The following is a 22,243-nucleotide window of genomic DNA, read 5'->3' on the forward strand; positions in this document are numbered from 1 at the left end:
TGATCAGCGCTGGTTGCGCCGGTTCAGCTCCTTCAGGTTGCGCGCGAGTGCGTCCATGCGCCCATCGAGCCGGCCGACGTCCTCGGTCACCCCGCTCAGCCGTACGCTCATGGCGCCGACGACCTGGTGGGTCGCCTCCAGCCTGCGGTCGAGGCTGTCGAGCCGATGCGACATGCGGTTGAGGACCGGGCCCAGCTCCTGGAGCGCGATGCCCACGCCTGCCAGATGGCTCTCGACCCGGGTGACGCGGTGTTCGAGCGACGCGTACCCGGCGCGCAGGTCCTGCTCGGCGTCGAGCAGATACGTACGCACGCACCGCGCGACGTCGCTGTCGCGAAGAAGCATGGCGACGTTGAGCACGGTCCGGCGGGTGAAGAGACGGAGCTGAGTGGCCGCCTGTGGATAACTTCCGGCATCCTCACCACCCCATAGCGACAGCATGTCGCTATGGAAGTCTCGCAGATCAGAGCCTCGCAGCACCCGCATTCCGTTTTCCAGAAGCTCGCTGTGGTGCCGGTCGGCCAGCCTCCTGACCGCCCTTGTGGATACTTCGAAGTAACGAGCCACGTCCTCTGTGCGAAGGTGAACCCCATCCGGGAGCATGACAAGGCATTTCACCTTGTCCAGGACGTCGACGCGCCCCATCTGTTCGACGCGCAGTGCGCGTGATTCGAGCAAGGCGACTTCCGTCGGCATGAGCTGCCTTCCGTTCGTGAAGAGCTGCGCGGAAATGGACAGCCCTCTCCCCGGGCTTCAGGGGCGGAGGACGCTCACGGTTGCCACTCACTCAAGGAACCGACCGGCGGGTATTCCCTCGCCGCATCGGCCATCTGCTCTTTCACGAACGCTACGACGCCACGGATTCCAGTTGCCTCCACGCACCGTGAACAACGCACCGATAAACGTACAGTTACGCGTAAGACTGTCCGACATGTGAAAACCCCCGGCTGAACGGCCGGGGGCTTTCACAGGGATGGACGGGTCTCACTCCTCGCCGGCGAGCTTCAGCGTGCGCAGCTTCTGCCCCGCGTACCAGGTCGCCGCCACGGTGACCACGGCCAGCAGGACCGTCGCGAGCGGCAGGCCCACGTCCGAGGTGATCGCGCCGTTGCCGCCGGTCTTCTCCGCCAGCGCGAGCGACCACTGCTGCACGCTGAGGGTGCGCGCACCCGGCACCAGGCTGCCGAACAGGGCCTCCCACACCAGCGCGTAGACGAGACCCAGCACCACCGCGTGCCGGCTGACCGTGCCCAGCAGCAGGAACAGCGCGCTGTAGGCGATGGAGGCGACCAGGGCGGCGATCGTGTACGCCACCGCGATCTGCTGGCCGTTGCCGTTCAGGGTCAGACCGGCGAGCAGCGTCGGGACCGCCGAGAACACCATGGTCACCGCGATCGCGACGATCAGCTTGGTGAAGATGATGGTCGGGCGGCTCACCGGCTTGGCCAGCAGGTAGACGATCGAGCCGTCGTCGATCTCCGGGCCGATGGCGCCCGTACCGGCGATCACACCGATCAGCGGCACCATGGTGGCGATGGCGAATCCGCCCAGCACGTCCGAGGCCACCTGGTCGTCGGCCCCCGCGAACATCCGTACCGCGACCGCGATGACGATCAGCAGTGCGGGCAGGACGAAGAGGATGGCGGCGCGGCGCCGGCCGAGCAGCGCCCGGTAGGTGAGCCGGGCGACTGTGGGGTCGTACATGACGTCACAGCTCCTTGTCGGCCTCAGGCCGCTACGAGATAGGAAAAGACCGATTCGAGGGACTCGTCGGACGGTGAAACGGTCAGAAGACGAATGCCCTGCTCGCGTGCGACCTTGGGCAACAGTGTGGTGAAGCGGCCGAAATCGATCGCCTGGATACGCAGGGCGTTCTCGCTCAGGTCGACTTCGATCCCGGCCGTCGACGGATCGGCGATGAGCGCGGCGGCCAGGGCCCGGTCGTCGCTGGACCGTACGAGGTAGCGGTGCGGGCGGTCGGTCATCAGCCGGCGGATGCGGCGGAAGTCACCGGAAGCCGCGTGCCGTCCCGCGACGATCACCTCGATGTGCGAGGCGAGTTGCTCGACCTCTTCGAGGATGTGCGAGGAGAACAGGACCGTACGGCCCTCCGCGCCCATCCGGCGCAGCAGCTCCATCAGCTGCATCCGCTGGCGCGGATCCATCCCGTTGAACGGCTCGTCGAGCAGCAGCACGGACGGGTTGTGGACGAGCGCGGACGCCATCTTCACGCGCTGGCGCATGCCCTTGCTGTACGTCGAGATCTTGCGGTCCTGCGCGTACTCCATCTCGACCGTGGCCAGCGCGGCCGCCGCCTCGGCGTCGCCCAGTCCGTGCAGTTCGGCGTTGGCCACCACGAATTCGCGGCCGGTCAGGAAGTCGTACATCCCCTCGCGCTCCGGCACGATGCCGATCTCCCGGTACACCGCCTCGTTGCGCCAGATCGGCTTCCCGTCGAGCGTGACCGTGCCCGTCGACGGGGCGAGGAATCCGGCCATCATGTTGATCAGCGTCGACTTGCCGGCGCCGTTGGGGCCGAGCAGGCCGGTGACCCCGGGGCCCACGGTCATGCTCACGTCGTTGACGGCGACCACGTTGCCGAACCAGCGGGAGGTGTGGTCGATCTCGATGGTGGTCACAGCCCGACCCTCCGGTAGCGGCGCATCAGCACGGCGTACGAGCCGGCGATCAGCGCGAGAACAACGAGCAGATAGACGACACCGATACCGGCGCCCGGCCCGTTCCCACCGGGGAAGGCCGAGGTGGCCCCGAGGAACGCGGTCTGCACCCCGTCGATCAGCGTGATCGGTGAGAAGAGCCCGAGATACGGCACCGCGCCCTCGGAGCCGGTCGACCAGGCGATGCCCTGGACGGTGGTGACCGCGCCGTACGTGATCGTCAGCAGGGCGATGACCGCCGCGACGCCGAAGCCGCGGCGGGGCGTCAGCGCGGCCATTACGAGACCGAGGCCGGCGAAGAGCACGGAGAGCAGCAGCACGGACACCATCCCCTGGGCGAACCACTTGGTCTGGTCGCCGAAGTCGAACTTCCCCAGCAGCGCGCCGATGTAGAGGATCACGACCGGCGCACCCGTAAGGACGAAGACCGCGGAGGCCATGGCGGCGAACTTGGCGAGGACGTAGTCCCCGTGCTCGATCGGCCGCGAGAAGTAGAGCGGTACGGTCTTGAACCGCAGGTCCCTGGAGACCGCCTGCGGTGCCTGGGCGGCGATGAACAGACCGATGACTGCCTGCAGGTAGATCGCGAACGACGTGTACTTGATCGGAAGTTTCGTCGTCCCCGGTGCGGCAATGGCGACGGCGACGATGATCGCCGCAACGAGGCACATCACACCGAACAGCAGCATGGGCAGCACCTTGGACTTGGCCGAGCGGCCGAGCCCGAAGGAGCCCCGCAGGGTCTGCGAGTACAGCGAGCGGCGGGCGTAGGCGCGGCCGAGCCGCGGGCCGTCGTAGGCGCGGTAGCCGATGTTGTGGATCCGGGAGGTCTCGCTCCCGGCCGCGGCGCCGGTCTCAGTGCTCATCGCGTCCGCTCCCCCTTCTGCAGTACGGGTCCGGCCGGCACGGCCGCGGGCCGCGCCTCGTCGCTGCGGAACACCTCGGCGATGTGGTGACGGCGCTGTTCCATCCGTACGAGGCCGAGTCCGAGCCCCGCGACGCTGTCGCGCACCAGGTCGTACGTCTCCTCGCCGGTCGCCTCGACCAGCAGGATGTGGCCGGCGCCGGGCAGCCCCTGCGTGTCCAGTCCGTCCAGCCCGACGAGTTTGACGCCCGCCTCGGTGAGGGAACGGCGCAGGGCGCCCGTGCCGTCGGGGTGGGTGTCGCTGTCGGTGACCTCGACCGCGAGCGTCGTGGTGGTCTGAGTGAAGTCACTGGTGGAGCTGGAGCGCAGCAGCGTGCCGCCGTCGATGACGACGACGTGGTCGCAGGTGCGTTCCAGCTCGCCGAGCAGGTGCGAGGTGACCAGGACCGAGATGCCGAAGTCGGTGTGGATGCGGCGGATGAGACCGAGCATCTCGTCGCGCCCGACGGGATCGAGTCCGTTGGTCGGCTCGTCGAGCAGGACCAGCTGCGGGTCGTGGACCAGCGCCTGGGCGAGCTTCACCCGCTGCTTCATGCCCGTCGAGTAGCCGCCGATGGGGCGGTAGCGCTCCTCGTACAGGCCGACGTGGCGCAGGGTGTCCGCGGTCCGCTCGCGGGCGGCGGTGGGCGGCAGCCCGGACATGCGCGCCATGTGGACGACGAACTCGGTGGCCGAGACGTCGGGCGGCAGGCAGTCGTGCTCCGGCATGTAGCCGACCCGCTCGCGGATGGCGGCGCCGCTGGTCGAGACGTCGAGCCCGAGCACTGCGGCCCGGCCCTCGGTCGCGGGCGACAGACCCAGCAGGATCTTGATCAACGTGGACTTGCCGGCCCCGTTGGCACCCACGAGCCCGGTCACACCCGGGCCGATGTCCAAGGAGAGCCGGTCGAGCGCGGTCACCCGGGGGAACCGTTTGCTCAGGCCTTCGGCAGCGATGACATTCACAGGTTCGACGGTAGTGGCGCGGACCACAGCGGTCGTCAGACCTGACGGTTGGATCGACGTCAGACTCCAGTTGTAGGGGACCCGTAAGGGGACCTCAGGAAGGACTACCCGGAAGACCCGTCGAAAGCCGCCGCGGCCTGCACGGAGAGTTGTCCACAGGCCATGCACACCCCTTGACGCAGCCGCCGGTCATTGTCACATTCATCAGTGTCACGTTACGAGCACGTACCGCACACGGCAGGGGACGGACGGTCGCATGGCGTCACGAGGAGAGAACCAACGGCCCGCGGACACCGGGGAGTCCGGAGGGAGAGGCGGAGTGCGTCTGCGTGACCTGCCGGGGGCGCGCGAGCGCCGGGTGGCCACGGGCGGCATCGAACTGTGCGTGGTCGAGCTGGGGGACGCCGAGCGGCCGACGCTCGTGCTCGTGCACGGTTATCCGGACAGCAAGGAGGTCTGGACCCAGGTCGCCGCGCGGCTGGCCGAGAAGTGGCACGTCGTGCTGTACGACGTGCGCGGCCACGGCGCCTCGACGGCCCCCAAGCCCCTGCGCGGCGGCTTCACGCTGGAGAAGCTGACCGACGACTTCCTGGCCGTGGCCGACGCGGTGAGTCCGGACCGCCCGGTGCACGTCGTGGGGCACGACTGGGGTTCGGTGCAGTCCTGGGAGTTCGCCACGGTCGCCCGCACGGAGGGCCGCATCGCGTCCTTCACCTCGATGTCCGGCCCGTCCCTGGACCACTTCGGCCACTGGATCAAGCGCCGAGTGAACCGCCCCACCCCGCGCCGGGTGGGCCAGCTGCTCGGCCAGGGTGCCAAGTCCTGGTACGTGTACATGCTGCACACCCCGGTCCTGCCCGAGCTGGCCTGGCGCGGACCGCTCGGCAAGCGCTGGCCGGGCATCCTGGAGCGGCTGGAGAAGGTGCCCCAGGGCGACTACCCGACGTCCTCGCTGCCCAACGACGCCGCGCACGGGGCCTGGCTCTACCGGGACAACGTGCGCGCCCGGCTGCGCAGGCCGCGCGACGACGCGTACGCGCACGTGCCGGTGCAGCTGATCACGCCGACCGGTGACGTGTTCCTCTCGGAGAGGCTCTACGACGAACTCGAACACTGGGTGCCGCAGTTGACCCGCCGCGCACTCCCGGCCAAGCACTGGGTTCCGCGCACCCGGCCGGACCAGCTGGCTTCCTGGATCGACGAGTTCGTGACGGCCACCGAGGCGTCCCGGGAGACGGGCGCTCCGGTGGAGGCCCGGCCGCAGGGGCGGTACGCGGAGCGGTTCAGCGGCCAGCTCGTGCTGATCACGGGTGCCGCGGGCGGGATAGGGCGGGCCACGGCCCTGGCCTTCGCCGAGGCGGGGGCCAGAGTGGTCGCCGTCGACCGGAACGCCGAGGGCGCCGAGCGGACCGCGGAGTCGGCCCGGCAGGCCGGGGCGCCCGAGGCCTGGGCGGAGGCCGTGGACGTGAGCGACGAGCAGGCCATGGAGAAGCTCGCCGCCCGGGTGGCCGCCGAGTACGGGGTCGTGGACGTGCTGGTCAACAACGCGGGCATCGGGCTGTCCGGCCCGTTCCTGGACACCACCTCCGAGGACTGGAGGAACGTCCTCGACGTGAACCTGTGGGGGGTCATCCACGGCTGCCGCCTCTTCGGCCGGCAGATGGCGGAGCGCGGCCAGGGCGGCCACATCGTCAACACCGCCTCGGCAGCGGCCTTCCAGCCGTCCCGTGCGCTGCCCGCGTACAGCACGTCGAAGGCGGCCGTCCTGATGCTCAGCGAGTGCCTGCGGGCCGAGCTGGCCGAGAAGTCGATCGGGGTCAGCGCGATCTGCCCCGGCATCGTCAACACCGAAATCACGTCCACCGCACGGTTCGTGGGGACGGACGCGGCGGAGGAGCAGCGGCTGCGCAAACGGGCGGGCAAGTTCTACGGTGCCCGGAACTACCCGCCGGAGAAGGTCGCGGCCGCGGTTCTCCGGGCGGTGGTGCGCAACCAGGCCGTCGTCCCGGTGACGCCGGAGGCCCACACAGCGCGCTTCCTCTCCCGCGTCGGTCCCGGCGTGCTGCGGGGCGTCGCCCGGCTGAAGCCGCCGCTGTGAGCCGGGCCGGGTCCGGGGACGGCGCCCGCCCTCCGTCCGGGGGGCGGAGCGCTGCCGAGTACCGGATCGATGGCCTGGCGCAGGCCAGCGGCGCCACGGTCCGCACGATCCGCGCCTACCAGGACCGCGGGCTGCTGCCCGCCCCGGAGCGGCGGGGGCGCGCCAACGTGTACGGGGATGCTCATCTCACCCGGCTCCGCCGGATCGCCGATCTCCTCGACCGGGGCTACACCCTGGCCAGCATCAAGGAGTTGCTGGACGCCTGGGACGCGGGGCGCGGCCTCGGCGGGGTGCTCGGGCTCGTCGCCGAGGTGCACGGCCCCTGGACCGACGAACGGGCCGACCGCATCAGCAGAGCCCAACTGGTCGCCAGGTTCGAGGGTGTCACCGACGAACAGGCCATCGCGGAGGCAGTGGAGCTGGGCGTCCTCGAACCCGTCCCCGGAGAGGACGAGTTCGTCGTCCCGAGCCCGCAGGAGCTGGCGGTGGCCGTCGAGTTGTCCGAGGCGGGCGTGCCGCTATCCGCAATCGCCGCACAGCTCAGGGAGGTTCGCGGTCAGGTCGAGCAGATAGCCTCCCGGTTCCTGGAGTTCACTACCGAGCATGTCTTCGCGCGATGGCTCGGTCACCGTCCACCCAGCGACGCGGACGCGGCCGATGCGGCGTCGATGGTGCGACGGCTGCGACCGCTCGCCCAACAGACGGTCGACGCGGAACTCGCGCGTGCGATGCGGCTGTTCGCCACTCGCCACCTGGAGGAGCACCTCACCGCGGACGGGCCTTACACGCCTGGCTCCGTCGACGTTCCGGAGGTGTCCGTCGCATTGCCGGCCGCCACGATCGAGGCTGTGGAGAAGTTGGTTGGCAGCGACCATGTCGCCGCCTTCGTCACGGCTGCGGCGCAACGAGAGGTCCACAAGAGGGCGTTGGATGCGCTGACTCCATCTCCGCGCGAATAGGCCAAAATTGAGCAAACCGCCTATTTCGCAAGTCGCTTGTCCACAGAATTGCCAATCAACCTGTGGATAAGTCGAGTTGGCTGTGGATCAAACCTCTGAGCGACAATCGTTCCGGTGGAGTCCGGACGAAAATGCGGATGCAGCCGGATCATGTCAGGGGCACGCTGAGGACATGGATGAAAGACGCACCGTCAAGGTGTCCAAGTACCTCTCCAAGCACCTGCGGCACCAGCCCGAGCGGATCGGGCTCGCGCTCGACGCCCAGGGGTGGGTGCCGATCGACGAGCTGCTGCGTGCGGCAGCCCGTCATCACTTCCCGATCAGCAGGGCGGAGCTCGACCACGTCGTGGCCGCCAACGACAAGCAGCGCTTCGCCGTGGCCGACGACCGCATCCGAGCGAGCCAGGGGCACACCGTGGCCGTGGACCTGGGCCTGCCGCCGGCCGAACCGCCCGCGTACCTCTACCACGGCACGGTCGGACGGGTCCTGGACGCGATCCGCGCCGAGGGACTGCGCCCGATGAACCGCACTCATGTACATCTCTCGCCCGACCGGGAGACCGCCACCCGCGTGGGGGCCCGGCGCGGCCGCCCCGTCGTGCTCTCCGTGGACGCGGGCGCGATGCACCGCGGCGGCCACACGTTCTGGGTCAGCGCCAACGGGGTGTGGCTCACGGATGCCGTGCCCGCCGAGTATCTGCGCCTGCCGGGCTGAGGCGGGCGGGCCGTGAGCGCGCGGGGACCCGGCCGCCTCGGAGCCGGCCCGCCGGGGAGGCGAGCCGCCGTGGAGCCCGGGCCCCGTCAGCCGGGCCGCCGTCAACCTGCCAGCTGGGCCGCGCCCCGCACCGCGATCTCCTCGAACAGCTTCTCGTCCGGCACCGCCGCGTCAAAACCCGGCCCGTCGGCCGGCACCGGTGCGTGGATGACGATCTCCGTGAATCCCAGCTCCGCATGCCTGCCCGCGAAGTCCACGAGCGCGTCGACCGAGTCCAGGGGCCGGCCACCGTTCGAGGCGAGCGCAGGGTTGAACTCCGGGGTGAACCCGGTGAGCAGGACCTTGTCCAGCTCCGCCACGTCCCGCCCGGCCTCCGCGCAGGCGCGTGCCAGGCCGTCCACCTGCCGGCGTAGGGCGTCGAGCGACTCTGCGGCGCTGCCCGCCTCGTACAGCTTCGGGTCACCCGTGGTCACCCACGCCTGTCCCTGGCGCGCGGCCAGCGCAAGGCCGCGCGGCCCCGTCGCGGCGACGGCGAAGGGCAGACGGGGACGCTGCACACAGCCGGGCAGGTTCCGCGCCTCGGTGGCCGAGTAGGACTCCCCCTCGTACGACTTCCCGGCCGGCTCGCGCAACAGGGCGTCGAGCAGGGTGACGAACTCGCCGAACCGGTCGGCTCGCTGCCGCGGCGTCCACGGCACCTCGCCGCTCCGCAGCAGGGTCGTCGCGTCGAAGCCGTTGCCACCCGCGCCGATGCCGAGAGTGATGCGGCCGGCTGAGATGTCGTCGAGCGTGATCAGCTCCTTGGCCAGGGTGACCGGGTGGCGGAAGTTCGGCGAAGTCACGAGTGTGCCGAGCCGGAGCCGTTCGGTGGCAGCCGCGGCGGCCGTGAGCGTGGGCACCGCGCCGAACCACGGACCGTCCCGGAAGGCCCGCCAGGACAGGTGGTCGTACGTGTAGGCGGTGTGGAAGCCCAGCTCCTCGGCGCGCCGCCAGCGCTCGCGGCCCCCCTCGTGCCAGCGGTGGATCGGCAGGATCACAGTGCTCAGTCGCATGGGGCGACCCTATGAGAGCCGAGAAGGCACCGCATCGACTCGGCCGCGCGGACGGCGGCGTCACCGCAGCAGTTGTTGAACAGCACATGGACCTCGTCGGCCCGCTCGGCCATCTCGTGGACGCGCGGCACCCACTCGCGGAGCTCGTCCGTCGTGTAGGTGTGGCGGAACCTCTCCTCCTTCGTACCGGTCCCCCAGGCGCTGTTGCGGCCGTGCAGCCGCACCACGGCGAGCCCCGGCCGGGTGACCCGTACGACAGGCGGTACGGAGGCGGGCAGCGTCCGGACCATGTCCACGGCCACGGCGGCCGCGTCCACATCGGTCAGCAAGGCGGCCGTCGCGTCGGCCTGCTCCCCGCGCCACCAGCCCGGATGCCGGAACTCCACCGCCACCGGCCAGCCAGCCGCGCGCTCACGGCACCGGCGCACGAACTCCTCCGCCGGCCTCCCCGGTACGAGCCGTGCGGGAAACTGGAAGAGCAGCGTCCCCAGCCGCCCCGCGGCCCGCAGCGGTTCCAGGGCCGCGCTGTAGCGCTGCCACACCTCGTCGAGCAGGCCGGGATCGACACCGTTGCGCCCGGGATCGCGTACGAAGGCCGGACGCAGGTCAGCGGGCAGCGCGTGCGGCCGGGTGGGGTGCCCGGTGAGCAGGGAGAACGCCTTCACGTCGAACCGGAAGCCGTCCGGCGTGCGATCGGCCCACAGAAGGCTGTTGCGGATGCTGGGCAGTCCGTAATACGTGGAGTCCACCTCGACCACCGGGAACCGTGTGGCGTAGTGCCGCAGCCGGCCCTCCGCGTCGCGGCTGCCCGCGGGATACCAGCCACTGGCCACCAGGGCCTTGTCCGTCCACGAGCAGGTGCCGACTCGGATCTCTCCCATCCCGCCCGCTTTCCCCGCACGGGGCGCGGGACACCCGGGGACCGGAAGGGGACGGACCCAGGTCGCCCGCACCCATTCCTCGACCCCGTCATATGCCTGTGGAATGTTCGCCAGGTCAGGGGCGCGTGGTCTCAAATGTGCGCCCCTCCGCACGCCCGTGCACCTACGTACGCGAGAATGTACGGGTGACCTCCGTTATCGAACAGTCCGCCACCGTCGTTCCCCGGCTGATCGCCACGGATCTGGACGGGACCCTTCTGCGCGACGACAAGACCGTCTCGGACCGCACGGTCCGTGCGCTCGCCGCCGCCGAGGAGGCGGGGGTCGAGGTCTTCTTCGTCACCGGGCGTCCCGCTCGCTGGATGGATGTCGTCAGCGCCCACGTCCACGGCCACGGACTGGCGATCTGCGCCAACGGCGCGGCCGTCGCCGACCTGCACGACGGCGGGCGCCTGCTGAAGGTCCGAGGGCTGGAGCGGGAGACGGCCCTCGACGTCGTCCACACGCTGCGCGCCGCCGCGCCCGGCACGTCCTTCGCCGTCGAGCTGGCCACCGGCATCCACTACGAGCCCGCCTACCCGCCCTTCTACCTCGACCCCGGTGCCACCGTGGCGGTCGCGGAGAAGCTGCTGCACGAGCAGGCCCCCGGCGACGGCGCGCCGGTGCTGAAGCTGCTCGCACGCCACGGCGAGCTCGACCCGGACGAGTTCCTGGCACTGTCCCGCGCGGCCGCGGGGGAGCGGGCCACCTTCACCCGGTCGAGCCCCGCCGCGCTCCTGGAGATCAGCGGGCCCGGCGTCTCCAAGGCCAGCACCCTGGAGCTGTGCTGCGCCGAGCGCGGCATCTCGGCGGCCGAGGTCGTCGCCTTCGGCGACATGCCCAACGACGTGGAGATGCTGAGCTGGGCCGGCACCTCCTACGCGATGGGCAACGCCCACCCGGCCGCAATCGCCGCCGCCTCCGGCCGCACCGTCACCAACAACGAGGACGGCGTGGCCGTCGTCATCGAGCGGATCCTCGCGGAACGGGCGGAGAGCCCGGCGGGGCCCTGAGCTCCCCAGCCGCCCGCGTACCACCGCGCCGGACGGCCTCGCGCGCCTCACAGCGGCGCCTGCCACACGACCGTCGTGCCTCCCCCGCCCTCCCCGATGCCGGGCTCGAACCAGCTGGCCCCGCCCAGCGACTCCGCCCGGCGGGCCAGATTCCGCAGACCGCTGCGCCGCCCGCCCTCCGGCATGCCCACCCCGTCGTCGGCGACCGAGAGCCGCACGGCGTCCCGGCCGTCCTCCAGCGTGACGGTCGCGTCGACGACCACCTCGATGCGCGCCGCCCCGGCATGCCGGAACGCGTTGGACAACGCCTCCCGCAGCGCCGCGATCAGGTTCTTGCCCGTCAGCTCGCCCACCAGGGAATCGACCGCCCCCACGAAACGGTGGGACGGCTTGAAGCCCAGCGGCACGGCAGCCATGTTGATCTCACGGAGAACCCGGGTGCGCAGCCCGGACGGCGCCTCGGCCGGCTCCTGCTGAAGCGCGAAGATCGCGGTACGGATCTCCTGGATGGTCACGTCCAGCTCGTCCACCGCCCGGCCGACGCCGGCCTGCACCTCCGGCACGTCCGACCGCCGCTGGGCGCTCTCCAGCATCATCCCGGTCGCGAAGAGCCGCTGGATGACCAGATCGTGCAGGTCACGGGCGATCCGGTCGCGGTCCTCGTAGACCGCGAGGCGTTCCCGGTCGCGCTGGGCGTCGGCCATCATCAGGGCCAGCGCGGCCTGCGAGGCGAACTGGGCGGCGAGCGTGCGCTCCGTCTCCGTGAAGGGCCTGTCACCCCTGGCCCGGGGCGTGGCGAGCGCGCCCAGCACCCGCCCCCCGCTGTGCAGGGGCAGCAGCATGTTCGGCCCGAACGGGTCCGCCAGCCTGGTGATCATGCGGGTGTCGGTGGCCGAGTCGTCGACGAAGACCGCCTCGCCCCCCAGGAGCATCCCCACCACCGGGCTCTGGGCCGGAACGATCAGCCCGAGCGAGTCCGTCGGATCGTCCGCCGAGACGGCGACGATCTCCAGGCCCCCGCCCTCGGCCGGCAGCAGCACGATGCCTGCGGCGGCACCCGCGAGACGGCGGGCCTGCTCGGCGACGACCGTGAGCGCGTCGTCGGCGTCCCCGCCGGAGAGCAGCGCGGTCGTCACGGCGACCGAACCGTCGATCCACCGCTCACGCTGCCGGGCGGCCTCGTACAGCCGGGCGTTGCCGATGGCGATCCCGGCCTCCGTCGCCAGTACGCGCACCAGGTGCAGGTCGTAGTCGCTGAACTCGCCGCCGCCGTCCTTCTCGGCGAGATACAGGTTTCCGAAGATCTCGCCCTGGACCCTGATCGGAACGCCGAGGAACGTGCGCATCAGCGGATGACCGGGCGGGAAGCCGTCGAACCTCGGATCGTCGGTCAGGTCCGCGAGCCGCAGAGGGCGGGGGTCGTGGATGAGGGCGCCGAGCAGCCCCCGGTGGCCGTCCGGCCGTCGGCCGATCTCGCGCGCTACGGGCTCCGGTACGCCGTAGGTGACGAAGTCGGAGAGGCCCTCGCCCTCCTCGTCCACGACTCCGATCGCGGCGTAACGGGCGTGGGCCAGTTCGGCGGCCGTCTCGCAGATCCGGTCGAGCGTGGAGTGCAGTTCGAGGCCGGTGCCCACAGAACGCATGGCTTCCAGCAGACGTGGCACCCGGGCGGTGAGTTCGGTGGACAGGCCCCGCAGGCTCCGCGTCACCTCGGCCGTCTCCGGCACGTCGCCGCCCGCGCCCTGGGCTTCTGTCACGTCGTCGCGCGTGTCCTGCGAGGGCTCCGAGTCCTTCGAAGGCTCTGTTTGGTCCGGATCCTCGGCTGCCATACCCAGAGCGTAATTAGTCCTATTTGCGGGGGAAAGTCGGAAGCCGTATTCCTTCGCGCCCAGACGTGCACGCCCATGCGCTCAGACGTGGACGCCCATCGCCCCGACCGGACCGCCCACGCTCTCACGTTCCCGCGCCAGCATCCGGCGCAGCGGTCCGTCGACCGCCGCCAGTACGTCGTACGCGCCCCGCTGCACGATCCCGCCCGCTTCCAGGACCACCACTTCGTCCACCGCTTCGAGACCGGCGAGCCGGTGCGTGATCAGAACCGTCGCACGACCCCGGGTCGCCGCCAGCAGGTCCCCCGTCAGGGCGTCGGCGGTCGGCAGGTCGAGGTGCTCGGCGGGCTCGTCCAGCACGAGGACCGGGAAGTCGGCGAGCAGGGCCCGGGCCAGGGCGAGGCGCTGGCGCTGGCCCCCGGAGAGGCGGGCGCCGTGCTCACCGACGAGGGTGTCCAGCCCGTCCGGCAGCGCGTCCGCCCAGTCGAGCAGGCGGGCCCGGGCAAGCGCATCGCGCAGTTCCGGCTCGGTCGCGGCGGGGCGGGCGAGCCGCAGGTTCTCCCGGAGCGAGCTGTCGAAGATGTGGGCGTCCTGGGCGCACAGCCCGACGAACCGCCGGACGGTGTCCCCGTCCAGCGCCGAGGCATCGACCCCGCCGAGCCGGTACGTGCCCGCCCGCGCCTCCAGGAAGCGCAGCAGCACCTGGGCCAGCGTGGTCTTGCCGGACCCCGAGGCCCCCACGACGGCGATGCGGCGGCCCGCCTCCAAGGTGAGGTCGACGGAGGTGAGCGCGTCGCGGGCGGCGCCCGCGTACCGGGCCGAGAGCCCGCGCACCTCCAGCGGGAAGGGGCTCGCGGGAGTCGCGGCCGGGGCGGCAGGCTCCCGTACGGGCACGGGGGCGTCCAGCACCTCGTACACGCGTTCCGCACTCCGCCGGACCCGCTGCCGGTACTGGGCGGCGAGCGGCAGGGCGGTCACTGCCTCGAAGGCGGCCAGCGGAGTGAGGACGACGACGGCGAGCTCCACGCCGGCGAGCCGGCCGTCCGCCACGGCGGGCAGGGAGACCAGTGCGGCGGCCACCACGGTGAGGCCGGCGATCAGGGCGATGAGGCCGCCCCCGAGCGCGGTGGCGGTCGCCGCGCTGGAGGCGATCCGGGTGAGCACGGCGTCGGCCGCGCGCGTCCGGGCCACGCGTCCGGGGAGGGCACCCGCGACGGTCAGCTCGGCGGTGCCGGCCAGCAGGTCGGTGATCCGGGTGGCCAGGTCGGCGCGTGCCGGGGCCAGCCGCCGTTCCGCGCGGCGGGCGAAGGCACCGCTGACGAGCGGGACGCCGACGCCCGCGAGCAGCAGTCCCGCCGCCAGGACCAGGCCCGCCTGGGGGAGCAGCCAGCCGGTGAAGCCGACGGTCGCGGCACCCACGAGGACGGCGGTGCCTGCGGGCAGCAGCCACCTCAGCCAGTAGTCCTGGAGGGCGTCCACGTCAGCGACCAGCCGCGCGAGCAGGTCACCGCGCCGGGTGGTGCGCAGGCCGCCCGGCGCGATGCGCTCCAGGCTCCGGTACACGGCGACGCGCAGTTCGGCGAGCATCCTCAGGACCGCGTCGTGCGAGACGAGGCGCTCGGCGTAGCGGAAGACGGCCCGGCCGATGCCGAAGGCGCGGGTCGCCGTCACCGCGACCATCAGGTAGAGGACGGGGGGCTGTTCGGAGGCGCGGGAGATCAGCCAGCCGGAGACCGCCATGAGTCCGACGGCGGATCCCAGGGCGAGGCTCCCCAGCAGCAGGGCGAGCCCGAGCCGGCCGCGCTGGGCGCCTGCGGCGTGCCGGACCCGGGTCAGCACGTGTCCGCGCTCCGCCGCGGTCCCCTCGGGCGCCTCGGCCGCGCGGGCCGGTTCTTCGGTGGGCCGGATGTCCTCGGGCGCGCTCACAGCGCGGGGCCGGGAGGCCAGGCCCTCGTCCGGGGTGGGTGCCGTCAGGGTCACCACCCGGTCCGCGACCGCCAGCAGCGCCGGCCGGTGCACCACCAGCAGCACGGTCCGGCCCGCGGCCAGCCGCCGTACCGCCTCGACGATGCCCGCTTCCGTCTCGCCGTCCAGGCTCGCGGTCGGCTCGTCGAGCAGCAGCACCGGCCGGTCCGCGAGAAAGGCCCGGGCGAGCGCGATCCGCTGACGCTGGCCGGCGGACAGTCCGGCGCCGTCCTCGCCGAGAAGGGTGCGGTCGCCGTCGGGGAGCCCCTGCACGAAGTCGTACGCCCCCGCATCGCGCAGCGCCGCCGTCACCGCGCTGTCGTCGGCGGCGGGACGGGCCAGCCTGACGTTCTCAGCGATGGTGCCCGCGACGAGGTGCGGCCGCTGCGACACCCAGGCGATGTGCTCCCGCCAGCGTTCGAGGGAGAGGCCGGCCAGGTCGGTGCCGCCGATCCGTACGCGGCCCGCTTCGGGGGCGGTGAAGCCCAGCACGACGTTCAGCAGGGTGGACTTGCCGACCCCGCTCGGACCGACCAGGGCGACGGTCTCGCCCTCCTCGACGGTGAGCGAGACGGGGGCGAGCGAGGGCTCGGAGCGGCCCTCGTGCCGGACGGTCACCTCGTCCAGCTCCAGCCGCAGCGACGCGGGGACCTCCCGCGTACCGCCGGCACGAGGCTCCGTCTCCAGGACGGCGAAGACCTCCTCCGCAGCCGAGAGCCCCTCGGCTGCGGCGTGGAACTGCGCGCCGACCTGGCGGATGGGGAGATAGGCCTCGGGCGCGAGGATCAGGACCAGCAGGCCGGTGTACAGGTCGAGTTCACCGTGCACGAGCCGCATGCCGATCGTGACGGCGACAAGGGCCACCGAGAGGGTGGCGAGAAGTTCGAGGGCGAAGGACGACAGGAACGCGATCCGCAGGGTGCGCAGGGTGGCCTGCCGGTACTGCGAAGTGATCCTGCGGATCGATTCGGCCTGGGCCTTGGCGCGGCCGAACACCTTCAGCGTCGGCAGCCCGGCCACCACGTCGAGGAAGTGGCCGGAGAGCCGGGAGAGCAGCTTCCACTGACGGTCCATGCGCGACTGGGTCGCCCAGCCGATCAGGATCATGAAGAGCGGGATGAGCGGCAGCGTGACGACGATGATCGCTGCCGACACCCAGTCCTCGGTGACGACCCTGGCGAGCACGGCCACCGGCACGACCACCGCGAGCCCGAGCTGCGGCAGGCAGCGCGCGAAGTAGTCGTCGAGCGCGTCGATCCCCCTGGTGGCGAGCGTCACCAGCGAGCCGGTGCGCTGGCCGCTCAGCCAGTCCGGCCCCAGCTCGGCCGCCCGGTCGAGCAGCCGGCCGCGCAGTTCGGACTTGACCGCAGCACCGGCCCGGTGGGCGGCCAGCTCCGTGAGCCAGGCGACAAGGGCCCGGCCGAGCGCGACCGCCGCGAGCAGCAGCAGCGGCGTCCGCAGCCCGCCGGTCGTGAGCCCGTCCTCGAAGCCACCCACCACGATCTCGGCGACCAGCATGGCCTGGGCGATGACCAGCGCCGCCCCGGCCAGGCCGAGAACCACCACGGCCACCATGAACAGGCGCGTGGCACGGGCGTGGCGGAGCAGACGCGGGTCGATCGGTTTCACGTGAAACACCCCATGCGGCTCGGCTCGGTCGGAACACTCACTGCGTCAGTGCGCATCGGCGATGTGCTGGGTGCCGATCCGCTTGCGGAACACCCAGTACGTCCACCCCTGGTAGAGCAGCACGACGGGCGTGGCGATCCCGGCGCACCAGGTCATGATCTTCAGCGTGTACGGGCTGGACGAGGCGTTGGTGACCGTGAGGCTCCAGGCGTCGTTCAGCGAGGAGGGCATGACGTTCGGGAAGAGCGTCAGGAACAACATGGCGACCGCTGCCGCGATGGCCACGCCGGAGAGCGCGAAGGACCAGCCCTCACGACCCGCCCCGATCATCACGATCGCTCCGAGAAGCGCTACGGCGGCGACGACCATCGCGACGAGGCTCCGTCCGTTCCCGTTGTCGAGCTGGGTCCAGATGAGGAAGGCGAGCGCGAGGACCGCCGTGACGGCACCCAGCTTCAGGGCCAGGGCGCGGGCCCGGGCCCGGATGTCACCGGCCGTCTTCAGCCCGGCGAACACCGCGCCGTGGAAGGTGAAGAGGGTGAGGGTGACCAGGCCGCCGAGGAGCGCGTAGGGGTTGAGCAGGTCCAGGACGCTGCCCGTGTACTCCATGTGCGCGTCGATCTTCACGCCCCGCACGATGTTGCCGAAGGCCACGCCCCACAGCACGGCGGGGATCAGCGAGGTCCAGAAGATCGCGTGCTCCCAGTTGGTCTGCCACTTCTCCTCCGGCCGCTTCGCCCGGTACTCGAAGGCGACGCCGCGCACGATGAGGCAGAGCAGGATGACCAGGAGCGGCAGGTAGAACCCGGAGAACAGCGTGGCGTACCACTCGGGGAACGCGGCGAAGGTCGCTCCGCCGGCGCTGAGCAGCCAGACCTCGTTGCCGTCCCAGACCGGGCCGATCGTGTTGATCAGTACCCGTCGTTCCTTGCGGTCCCGGGCCAGCAGCTTGGTGAGGACGCCGATCCCGAAGTCGAACCCCTCCAGGAAGAAGTAGCCGGTCCACAGGATGGCGATGAGCACGAACCAGACGTCGTGGAGTTCCATTTCTCGGCTCCCGCTCTCAGTAGGAGAAGGCCATGGGCCGGTCGGCGTCTTCGTGATCGCCGCCGATCCGAGTGGGCGGGTTGAGGTCGTCGTCCGTGAGCTCCGGGGGCCCGGCCTTGATGTACTTCAGGAGGAGCCGGACTTCGATCACGGCGAGCACCGCGTACAGCACGGTGAAGACGATCAGCGAGGTGAGCACCTCACCCTGCGAGACGCCGGGGGAGACCGCGTCGCGGGTCTGGAGTACGCCGTAGACGACCCAGGGCTGACGGCCCATTTCGGTGAAGATCCAGCCCCAGGAGTTGGCGATCAGCGGGAAGAGCAGGGTCCACAGGGCGACGATCCAGTAGCACCGGGCGAGGCGTGGACTGAGGGCCTTGTTCTTGAAGAGGACCAGGTTCGGCACCTCGTCCTCGCCCGTGCGCATCGCCTCCGGCAGCATGAACTTCTTCCGGGTGAGCCACAGCCCGAGGATGCCGAGGCCGAAGGAAGCCATGCCGAAGCCGATCATCCACCGGAAGCTCCAGAAGGCGACTGGGATGTTGGGCCGGTAGTCACCGGGGCCGAAGCGCTCCCGCTCCGCCTTGTTGATGTCGTTGATGCCGGGCACGTACGAGTGGAAGTCGTCGTCGGCGAGGAAGGACAGCACCCCGGGGACGGAGATCTCCACCGAGTTGTGGCCCTTGCTGACGTCCCCGTAGGCGAAGATCGAGAAGGGCGCGGAGTTCTGTCCGTCCCACAGCGCCTCGGCCGCCGCCATCTTCATCGGCTGCTGCTTGAACATCACCTTGCCGAGCTGGTCGCCGCTGACTGCGGTCAGCAGGCCGGAGATCACCACGGTGATCAGTCCCAGGCGCAGCGAGGTCCGCATCACCGGGATGTGCTTCTTGCGGGCCAGGTGGAAGGCCGCGATCCCGACCATGAACGCTCCGCCGACCAGAAAGGCGGCGGTGATGGTGTGGAAGAACTGGGTGAGCGCGGTGTTCTGCGTGAGCACGTGCCAGAAGTCGGTGAGCTCGGCGCGTCCGCGTTCCTTGTTGATGCGGTAGCCGACCGGGTGCTGCATCCAGGAGTTGGCCGCCAGGATGAAGTAGGCGGACAGGATGGTGCCGAGGGACACCATCCAGATGCAGGCGAGGTGGATCTTCTTCGGCAGCTTGTCCCAGCCGAAGATCCACAGACCGATGAAGGTGGACTCGAAGAAGAACGCGATCAGGGCCTCGAAGGCGAGCGGGGCCCCGAAGATGTCACCGACGAACCGCGAGTAGTCGGACCAGTTCATCCCGAACTGGAACTCCTGGACGATGCCGGTGACGACACCCATAGCGATGTTGATCAGGAAGAGCTTCCCCCAGAACTTGGTGGCCCTGAGGTACTTCTCGTTGTTCGTCCGCACCCAGGCGGTCTGCAGGCCGGCGGTGAGCGCCGCGAGAGAGATCGTCAGAGGAACGAAGAGGAAGTGGTAGACGGTCGTCGTACCGAACTGCCATCGCGCCAGGGTCTCCGGCGCCAGAGCTAGCTCCACGTCGTCTTCTCCTTACGTCACCGCCGTCACGTCGGCGATTTGTCCGTGAAATCCAACGGATCACGGGAGGAAGCAGGACACGCTTGTGAACGCGTTCACATTCACAAGCAATTATGGCGCACGCGTTTTCGAGGCGTTCGCCGGGGGTCCCCCTCGCCCGCCGCTCCGGGCGCCGGGCATACGAAAGGGCCCCGCACCTCTTACGAGATACGGGGCCCGGTTGCCGGGAAGCGCCGGTCACAGCTCCCTGCGGAACGACTCCGTCACCTTCAGGAACAGGTCGTTCGCCTCGTTCTCACCGATGGTGACGCGCACGCCCTCACCCGCGAACGGGCGGACCACCACGCCGGCCTTCTCACAGGCCGCCGCGAAGTCCAGGGTGCGGTCGCCCAGGCGCAGCCAGACGAAGTTCGCCTGGGACTCGGGCACGGTCCAGCCCTGCCGCACCAGCGCCCCATGGACCCGGTCCCGCTCGCACACCAGCGACCCGACCCGGCCGAGCAGCTCGTCCTCGGCGCGCAGCGAGGCCACCGCCGCGTCCTGGGCGAGCTGGCTGACGCCGAACGGAACCGCCGTCTTCCGCAGCGCCGCCGCCACCGGCTCATGGGCCACCGCGAAGCCGACCCGCAGCCCCGCCAGGCCGTACGCCTTGGAGAACGTCCGCAGCACCGCCACGTTGGGGCGGTCCCGGTAGATCTCGATGCCGTCCGGAACCTCGACGTCGCGGATGAACTCCTTGTACGCCTCGTCCAGCACCACGAGCACGTCGCCCGGCACCCGGTCGAGGAACCGTTCCAGCTCGGCCCTGCGCACGACGGTGCCGGTCGGGTTGTTCGGGTTGCAGACGAAGATCAGCCGCGTCCGGTCCGTGATCGCGTCCGCCATCGCGTCCAGGTCGTGCACCTCGCCGTCGGTCAGCGGCACCTTCACCGAGGTCGCGCCGCTGACCTGCGTGATGATCGGGTACGCCTCGAAGGAGCGCCAGGCGTAGATGACCTCGTCACCCGGGCCCGAGGTGGCCTGGAGCAGCTGCTGGGCCACGCCGACCGAACCGGTCCCGGTGGCCAGGTGCGACACGGGTACACCGAAGCGGTCGGACAACTCGTTCATCAGACCCGTGCAGGCCATGTCCGGGTAGCGGTTGAAGTGCGCCGCCGAGGCCGTCGCGGCCTCCATCACTCCCGGCAGCGGGGGATACGGGTTCTCGTTGGAGGAGAGCTTGAACGCGGCCGGTCCGTCCGCCGATGCCGGTTTGCCCGGCACATAGGCGGGAACGCCGTCCAGCTCGGCACGCAGCTTGGGGCTCGTCTCGCTCACCGCAGGTCCTCCTCGACCATCCGTACACAGCAATACTGCTCACCTTATGAGGATTGGGCGCCGCTGCGAACGGGTGGACAGCGGATTCGTCCGGTGGACCCCGGAATGAGGGGGAGCGCGCCCCGCCATGGCGCGCGCCGGTGGCGCACTCCGTGGCGCGCGTCCCTCGAAGAGGTGAGTTGAGACCTCTTCGAGACCTCACTCCCCCGGCAGGCCCGTCCCGTCAGATGCGTGACACATGACGGCGGGCCCCACCAACCTCCTTGGTAAGCAAGGGTTTTGGCGCCAAATGACCTTGCAGAAACGTGCCTGTCAATGGGTGCATATGCGACCGGGCCAACTGCCCGTCCGAGCCCTACTATCGGCTCGCCATGACAGCAGCAGGGAAGCACCAGGTGAGCCGGACGGAGACCCCCCGGCGCGGCGGCAGGCAGGGACGTGCCGGTATCCGGGATGTCGCCGCGGCCGCCGGCGTCTCCATCACGACCGTCTCCGACGCGCTCAACGGCAAGGGCAGGCTTCCGGACGCCACCCGCCGCCATGTCCGCGAGGTCGCAGAGCGCCTGGGCTATCGCCCTTCGGCGGCGGCCCGCACGCTCCGTACCGGCAAGTCCGGCCTCATCGGCCTGACCGTGACGACGTACGGGGATGAACCTTTCACCTTCACCGAGTTCGCGTACTTCGCGGAGATGGCGAGAGCGGCCACCTCGGCGGCGCTCGCCCGCGGCTACGCCCTGGTCATCCTCCCGGCCACCTCGCGCCACGACGTGTGGTCGAACGTGGCCCTCGACGGCACCGTCGTCATCGACCCCTCCGACCAGGACCCGGTCGTCACCGAGCTGGTCCGCCAGGGTCTGCCCGTGGTCTCCGACGGCCGCCCCGCGGGGTCGCTGCCGGTCACCGCCTGGGTGGACAACGACCACCGGGCCGCCGTCCTCGACCTCCTCGACCATCTCGCCGCCGCCGGGGCCCGCCGTATCGGACTGCTCACCGGCACCACCACCGACACGTACACCCGGCTCTCCACCACCGCCTACCTGCACTGGTGCGAGCGCGTGGGGCAGGACCCCGTCTACGAGTCCTACCCGGCCCACGACCCCTGCGCGGGAGCGGTGGCCGCCGACCGGCTGCTGGCCCGCCCCGACCGCCCCGACGCCGTCTACGGGCTCTTCGACCCCAACGGCACGGACCTGCTGGCGGCCGCCCGGCGCTACGGCCTGCGCGTCCCCGAGGACCTGCTGCTGGTCTGCTGCAGCGAGTCCACGGTCTACGCGACGACCGAGCCGCCCATCACGACACTCTCGCTGAAGCCGCGGCGCATCGGCACGGCGGTCGTCCAGCTGCTCATCGACGCGATCGAGGGCGTCGACCAGGACGGCCCGGTGGAGCGGGTGATACCGACGGAACTCATCGTCCGGACGTCCTCGCAACGCCGCCCGCCCCGCACCACGGTCAGTGCGCCGCGTTCCCCGGCAGGGGATTGATCAGCCCAATTGGGACCAATCGACCGACGAACCTGGCATGCGGAAGGATTCACCACCCCTGGTGCGTCCCAGAGCACGATCCGCATTCCTATGATGGGCGCACGACACCGCGGACCAACCCGACCAGCAGGGCCCGTCAGGT

Annotated in this window: 17 protein-coding genes; 5 read left to right on the plus strand and 12 right to left on the minus strand. The window is 70.8% G+C overall.

Annotation, left to right across the window (positions count from 1 at the left end; translation table 11 throughout):
* Positions 1 to 3: 3 nt before the first annotated feature.
* The 5 genes from BLW14_RS15505 to BLW14_RS15525 all read right to left on the minus strand — a co-directional run bounded on the left by BLW14_RS15505 (position 4) and on the right by BLW14_RS15525 (position 4,548).
* A complete protein-coding gene (locus BLW14_RS15505; protein ID WP_093707873.1) occupies positions 4 to 696 on the minus strand; it encodes a hypothetical protein in 693 nt (230 codons plus the stop codon).
* 288 nt (positions 697 to 984) lie between these two features.
* Entirely contained in the window at positions 985 to 1,704 is a 720-nt protein-coding gene (locus BLW14_RS15510) for an ABC transporter permease (protein ID WP_093707874.1), read from the minus strand.
* A 23-nt stretch (positions 1,705 to 1,727) separates the two neighbouring features.
* The gene (locus BLW14_RS15515; RefSeq protein WP_018522030.1) at positions 1,728 to 2,639 is read right to left on the minus strand and encodes an ABC transporter ATP-binding protein; all 912 of its coding nucleotides are present in this window, start codon (positions 2,637 to 2,639) and stop codon (positions 1,728 to 1,730) included.
* Positions 2,636 to 3,544, minus strand: a complete 909-nt coding sequence (locus BLW14_RS15520) for an ABC transporter permease (protein ID WP_018522031.1) — start codon at positions 3,542 to 3,544, stop codon at positions 2,636 to 2,638. The genes BLW14_RS15515 and BLW14_RS15520 overlap by 4 nt, the downstream gene beginning before the upstream one ends.
* The gene (locus BLW14_RS15525; protein WP_371128073.1) at positions 3,541 to 4,548 is read right to left on the minus strand and encodes an ABC transporter ATP-binding protein; all 1,008 of its coding nucleotides are present in this window, start codon (positions 4,546 to 4,548) and stop codon (positions 3,541 to 3,543) included. The genes BLW14_RS15520 and BLW14_RS15525 overlap by 4 nt, the downstream gene beginning before the upstream one ends.
* 325 nt (positions 4,549 to 4,873) lie before the next feature.
* Between BLW14_RS15525 and BLW14_RS15530 the strand changes: the two genes are divergently transcribed.
* The 3 genes from BLW14_RS15530 to BLW14_RS15540 all read left to right on the plus strand — a co-directional run bounded on the left by BLW14_RS15530 (position 4,874) and on the right by BLW14_RS15540 (position 8,320).
* Positions 4,874 to 6,646, plus strand: coding sequence for an SDR family oxidoreductase (locus BLW14_RS15530; protein WP_093710742.1), 1,773 nt, complete (start codon positions 4,874 to 4,876; stop codon positions 6,644 to 6,646).
* Entirely contained in the window at positions 6,643 to 7,605 is a 963-nt protein-coding gene (locus tag BLW14_RS15535) for a MerR family transcriptional regulator (protein WP_093707875.1), read from the plus strand. Before BLW14_RS15530 ends, BLW14_RS15535 begins: the two co-directional genes overlap by 4 nt.
* Before the next feature lie 172 nt (positions 7,606 to 7,777).
* Positions 7,778 to 8,320, plus strand: a complete 543-nt coding sequence (locus BLW14_RS15540) for an RNA 2'-phosphotransferase (RefSeq protein WP_093707876.1) — start codon at positions 7,778 to 7,780, stop codon at positions 8,318 to 8,320.
* A gap of 101 nt (positions 8,321 to 8,421) precedes the next feature.
* Here the strand turns inward: BLW14_RS15540 and BLW14_RS15545 are convergent, their stop codons facing one another.
* Together BLW14_RS15545 and BLW14_RS15550 are read right to left on the minus strand one after the other, a co-directional pair.
* Positions 8,422 to 9,372, minus strand: coding sequence for an LLM class flavin-dependent oxidoreductase (locus BLW14_RS15545; protein WP_093707877.1), 951 nt, complete (start codon positions 9,370 to 9,372; stop codon positions 8,422 to 8,424).
* Positions 9,363 to 10,253, minus strand: a complete 891-nt coding sequence (locus tag BLW14_RS15550; protein WP_093707878.1) for a DUF72 domain-containing protein — start codon at positions 10,251 to 10,253, stop codon at positions 9,363 to 9,365. Before BLW14_RS15550 ends, BLW14_RS15545 begins: the two co-directional genes overlap by 10 nt.
* A gap of 185 nt (positions 10,254 to 10,438) precedes the next feature.
* Here BLW14_RS15550 and BLW14_RS15555 point away from each other — a divergent pair, with 185 nt between their 5' ends.
* Positions 10,439 to 11,305 carry a Cof-type HAD-IIB family hydrolase gene (locus BLW14_RS15555; protein WP_093707879.1) on the plus strand — a complete coding sequence of 289 codons (867 nt, stop codon included), beginning with the start codon at positions 10,439 to 10,441 and terminating at the stop codon, positions 11,303 to 11,305.
* A gap of 47 nt (positions 11,306 to 11,352) precedes the next feature.
* Here the strand turns inward: BLW14_RS15555 and BLW14_RS15560 are convergent, their stop codons facing one another.
* The 5 genes from BLW14_RS15560 to hisC all read right to left on the minus strand — a co-directional run bounded on the left by BLW14_RS15560 (position 11,353) and on the right by hisC (position 20,617).
* Positions 11,353 to 13,134 carry a GAF domain-containing sensor histidine kinase gene (locus BLW14_RS15560; protein ID WP_256332797.1) on the minus strand — a complete coding sequence of 594 codons (1,782 nt, stop codon included), beginning with the start codon at positions 13,132 to 13,134 and terminating at the stop codon, positions 11,353 to 11,355.
* Between the two features lie 81 nt (positions 13,135 to 13,215).
* Positions 13,216 to 16,728 (minus strand): thiol reductant ABC exporter subunit CydD, encoded by a 3,513-nt coding sequence (cydD, locus tag BLW14_RS15565; RefSeq protein WP_093707880.1) that lies wholly within the window; start codon positions 16,726 to 16,728, stop codon positions 13,216 to 13,218.
* Between the two features lie 45 nt (positions 16,729 to 16,773).
* Positions 16,774 to 17,775: a cytochrome d ubiquinol oxidase subunit II gene (gene cydB, locus BLW14_RS15570; protein WP_093707881.1), complete on the minus strand. Its 1,002-nt coding sequence runs from the start codon at positions 17,773 to 17,775 to the stop codon at positions 16,774 to 16,776.
* A gap of 16 nt (positions 17,776 to 17,791) precedes the next feature.
* Positions 17,792 to 19,300 (minus strand): cytochrome ubiquinol oxidase subunit I, encoded by a 1,509-nt coding sequence (locus BLW14_RS15575; protein ID WP_093707882.1) that lies wholly within the window; start codon positions 19,298 to 19,300, stop codon positions 17,792 to 17,794.
* Positions 19,301 to 19,537: 237 nt separating this feature from the next.
* The gene (gene hisC / locus BLW14_RS15580; protein WP_093707883.1) at positions 19,538 to 20,617 is read right to left on the minus strand and encodes a histidinol-phosphate transaminase; all 1,080 of its coding nucleotides are present in this window, start codon (positions 20,615 to 20,617) and stop codon (positions 19,538 to 19,540) included.
* Positions 20,618 to 20,988: 371 nt separating this feature from the next.
* Here hisC and BLW14_RS15585 point away from each other — a divergent pair, with 371 nt between their 5' ends.
* A complete protein-coding gene (locus BLW14_RS15585; RefSeq protein WP_026242993.1) occupies positions 20,989 to 22,101 on the plus strand; it encodes a LacI family DNA-binding transcriptional regulator in 1,113 nt (370 codons plus the stop codon).
* Positions 22,102 to 22,243 lie beyond the last annotated feature (142 nt).

The organism is Streptomyces sp. 2131.1 (genome assembly GCF_900105515.1).
Taxonomy (GTDB): domain Bacteria; phylum Actinomycetota; class Actinomycetes; order Streptomycetales; family Streptomycetaceae; genus Streptomyces; species Streptomyces drozdowiczii.

Excerpts from the sequence above, each read along its gene's own strand:
- BLW14_RS15545 (WP_093707877.1), bottom strand. The coding sequence starts at position 9,372 with ATGCGACTGAGCACTGTGATCCTGCCGATCCACCGCTGGCACGAGGGG.
- BLW14_RS15560 (WP_256332797.1), bottom strand. The coding sequence starts at position 13,134 with ATGGCAGCCGAGGATCCGGACCAAACAGAGCCTTCGAAGGACTCGGAG.
- BLW14_RS15505 (WP_093707873.1), bottom strand. The coding sequence starts at position 696 with ATGCCGACGGAAGTCGCCTTGCTCGAATCACGCGCACTGCGCGTCGAA.
- cydB (WP_093707881.1), bottom strand. The coding sequence starts at position 17,775 with ATGGAACTCCACGACGTCTGGTTCGTGCTCATCGCCATCCTGTGGACC.
- BLW14_RS15520 (WP_018522031.1), bottom strand. The coding sequence starts at position 3,544 with ATGAGCACTGAGACCGGCGCCGCGGCCGGGAGCGAGACCTCCCGGATC.
- BLW14_RS15550 (WP_093707878.1), bottom strand. The coding sequence starts at position 10,253 with ATGGGAGAGATCCGAGTCGGCACCTGCTCGTGGACGGACAAGGCCCTG.
- BLW14_RS15585 (WP_026242993.1), top strand. The coding sequence starts at position 20,989 with ATGACAGCAGCAGGGAAGCACCAGGTGAGCCGGACGGAGACCCCCCGG.
- BLW14_RS15540 (WP_093707876.1), top strand. The coding sequence starts at position 7,778 with ATGGATGAAAGACGCACCGTCAAGGTGTCCAAGTACCTCTCCAAGCAC.
- BLW14_RS15510 (WP_093707874.1), bottom strand. The coding sequence starts at position 1,704 with ATGTACGACCCCACAGTCGCCCGGCTCACCTACCGGGCGCTGCTCGGC.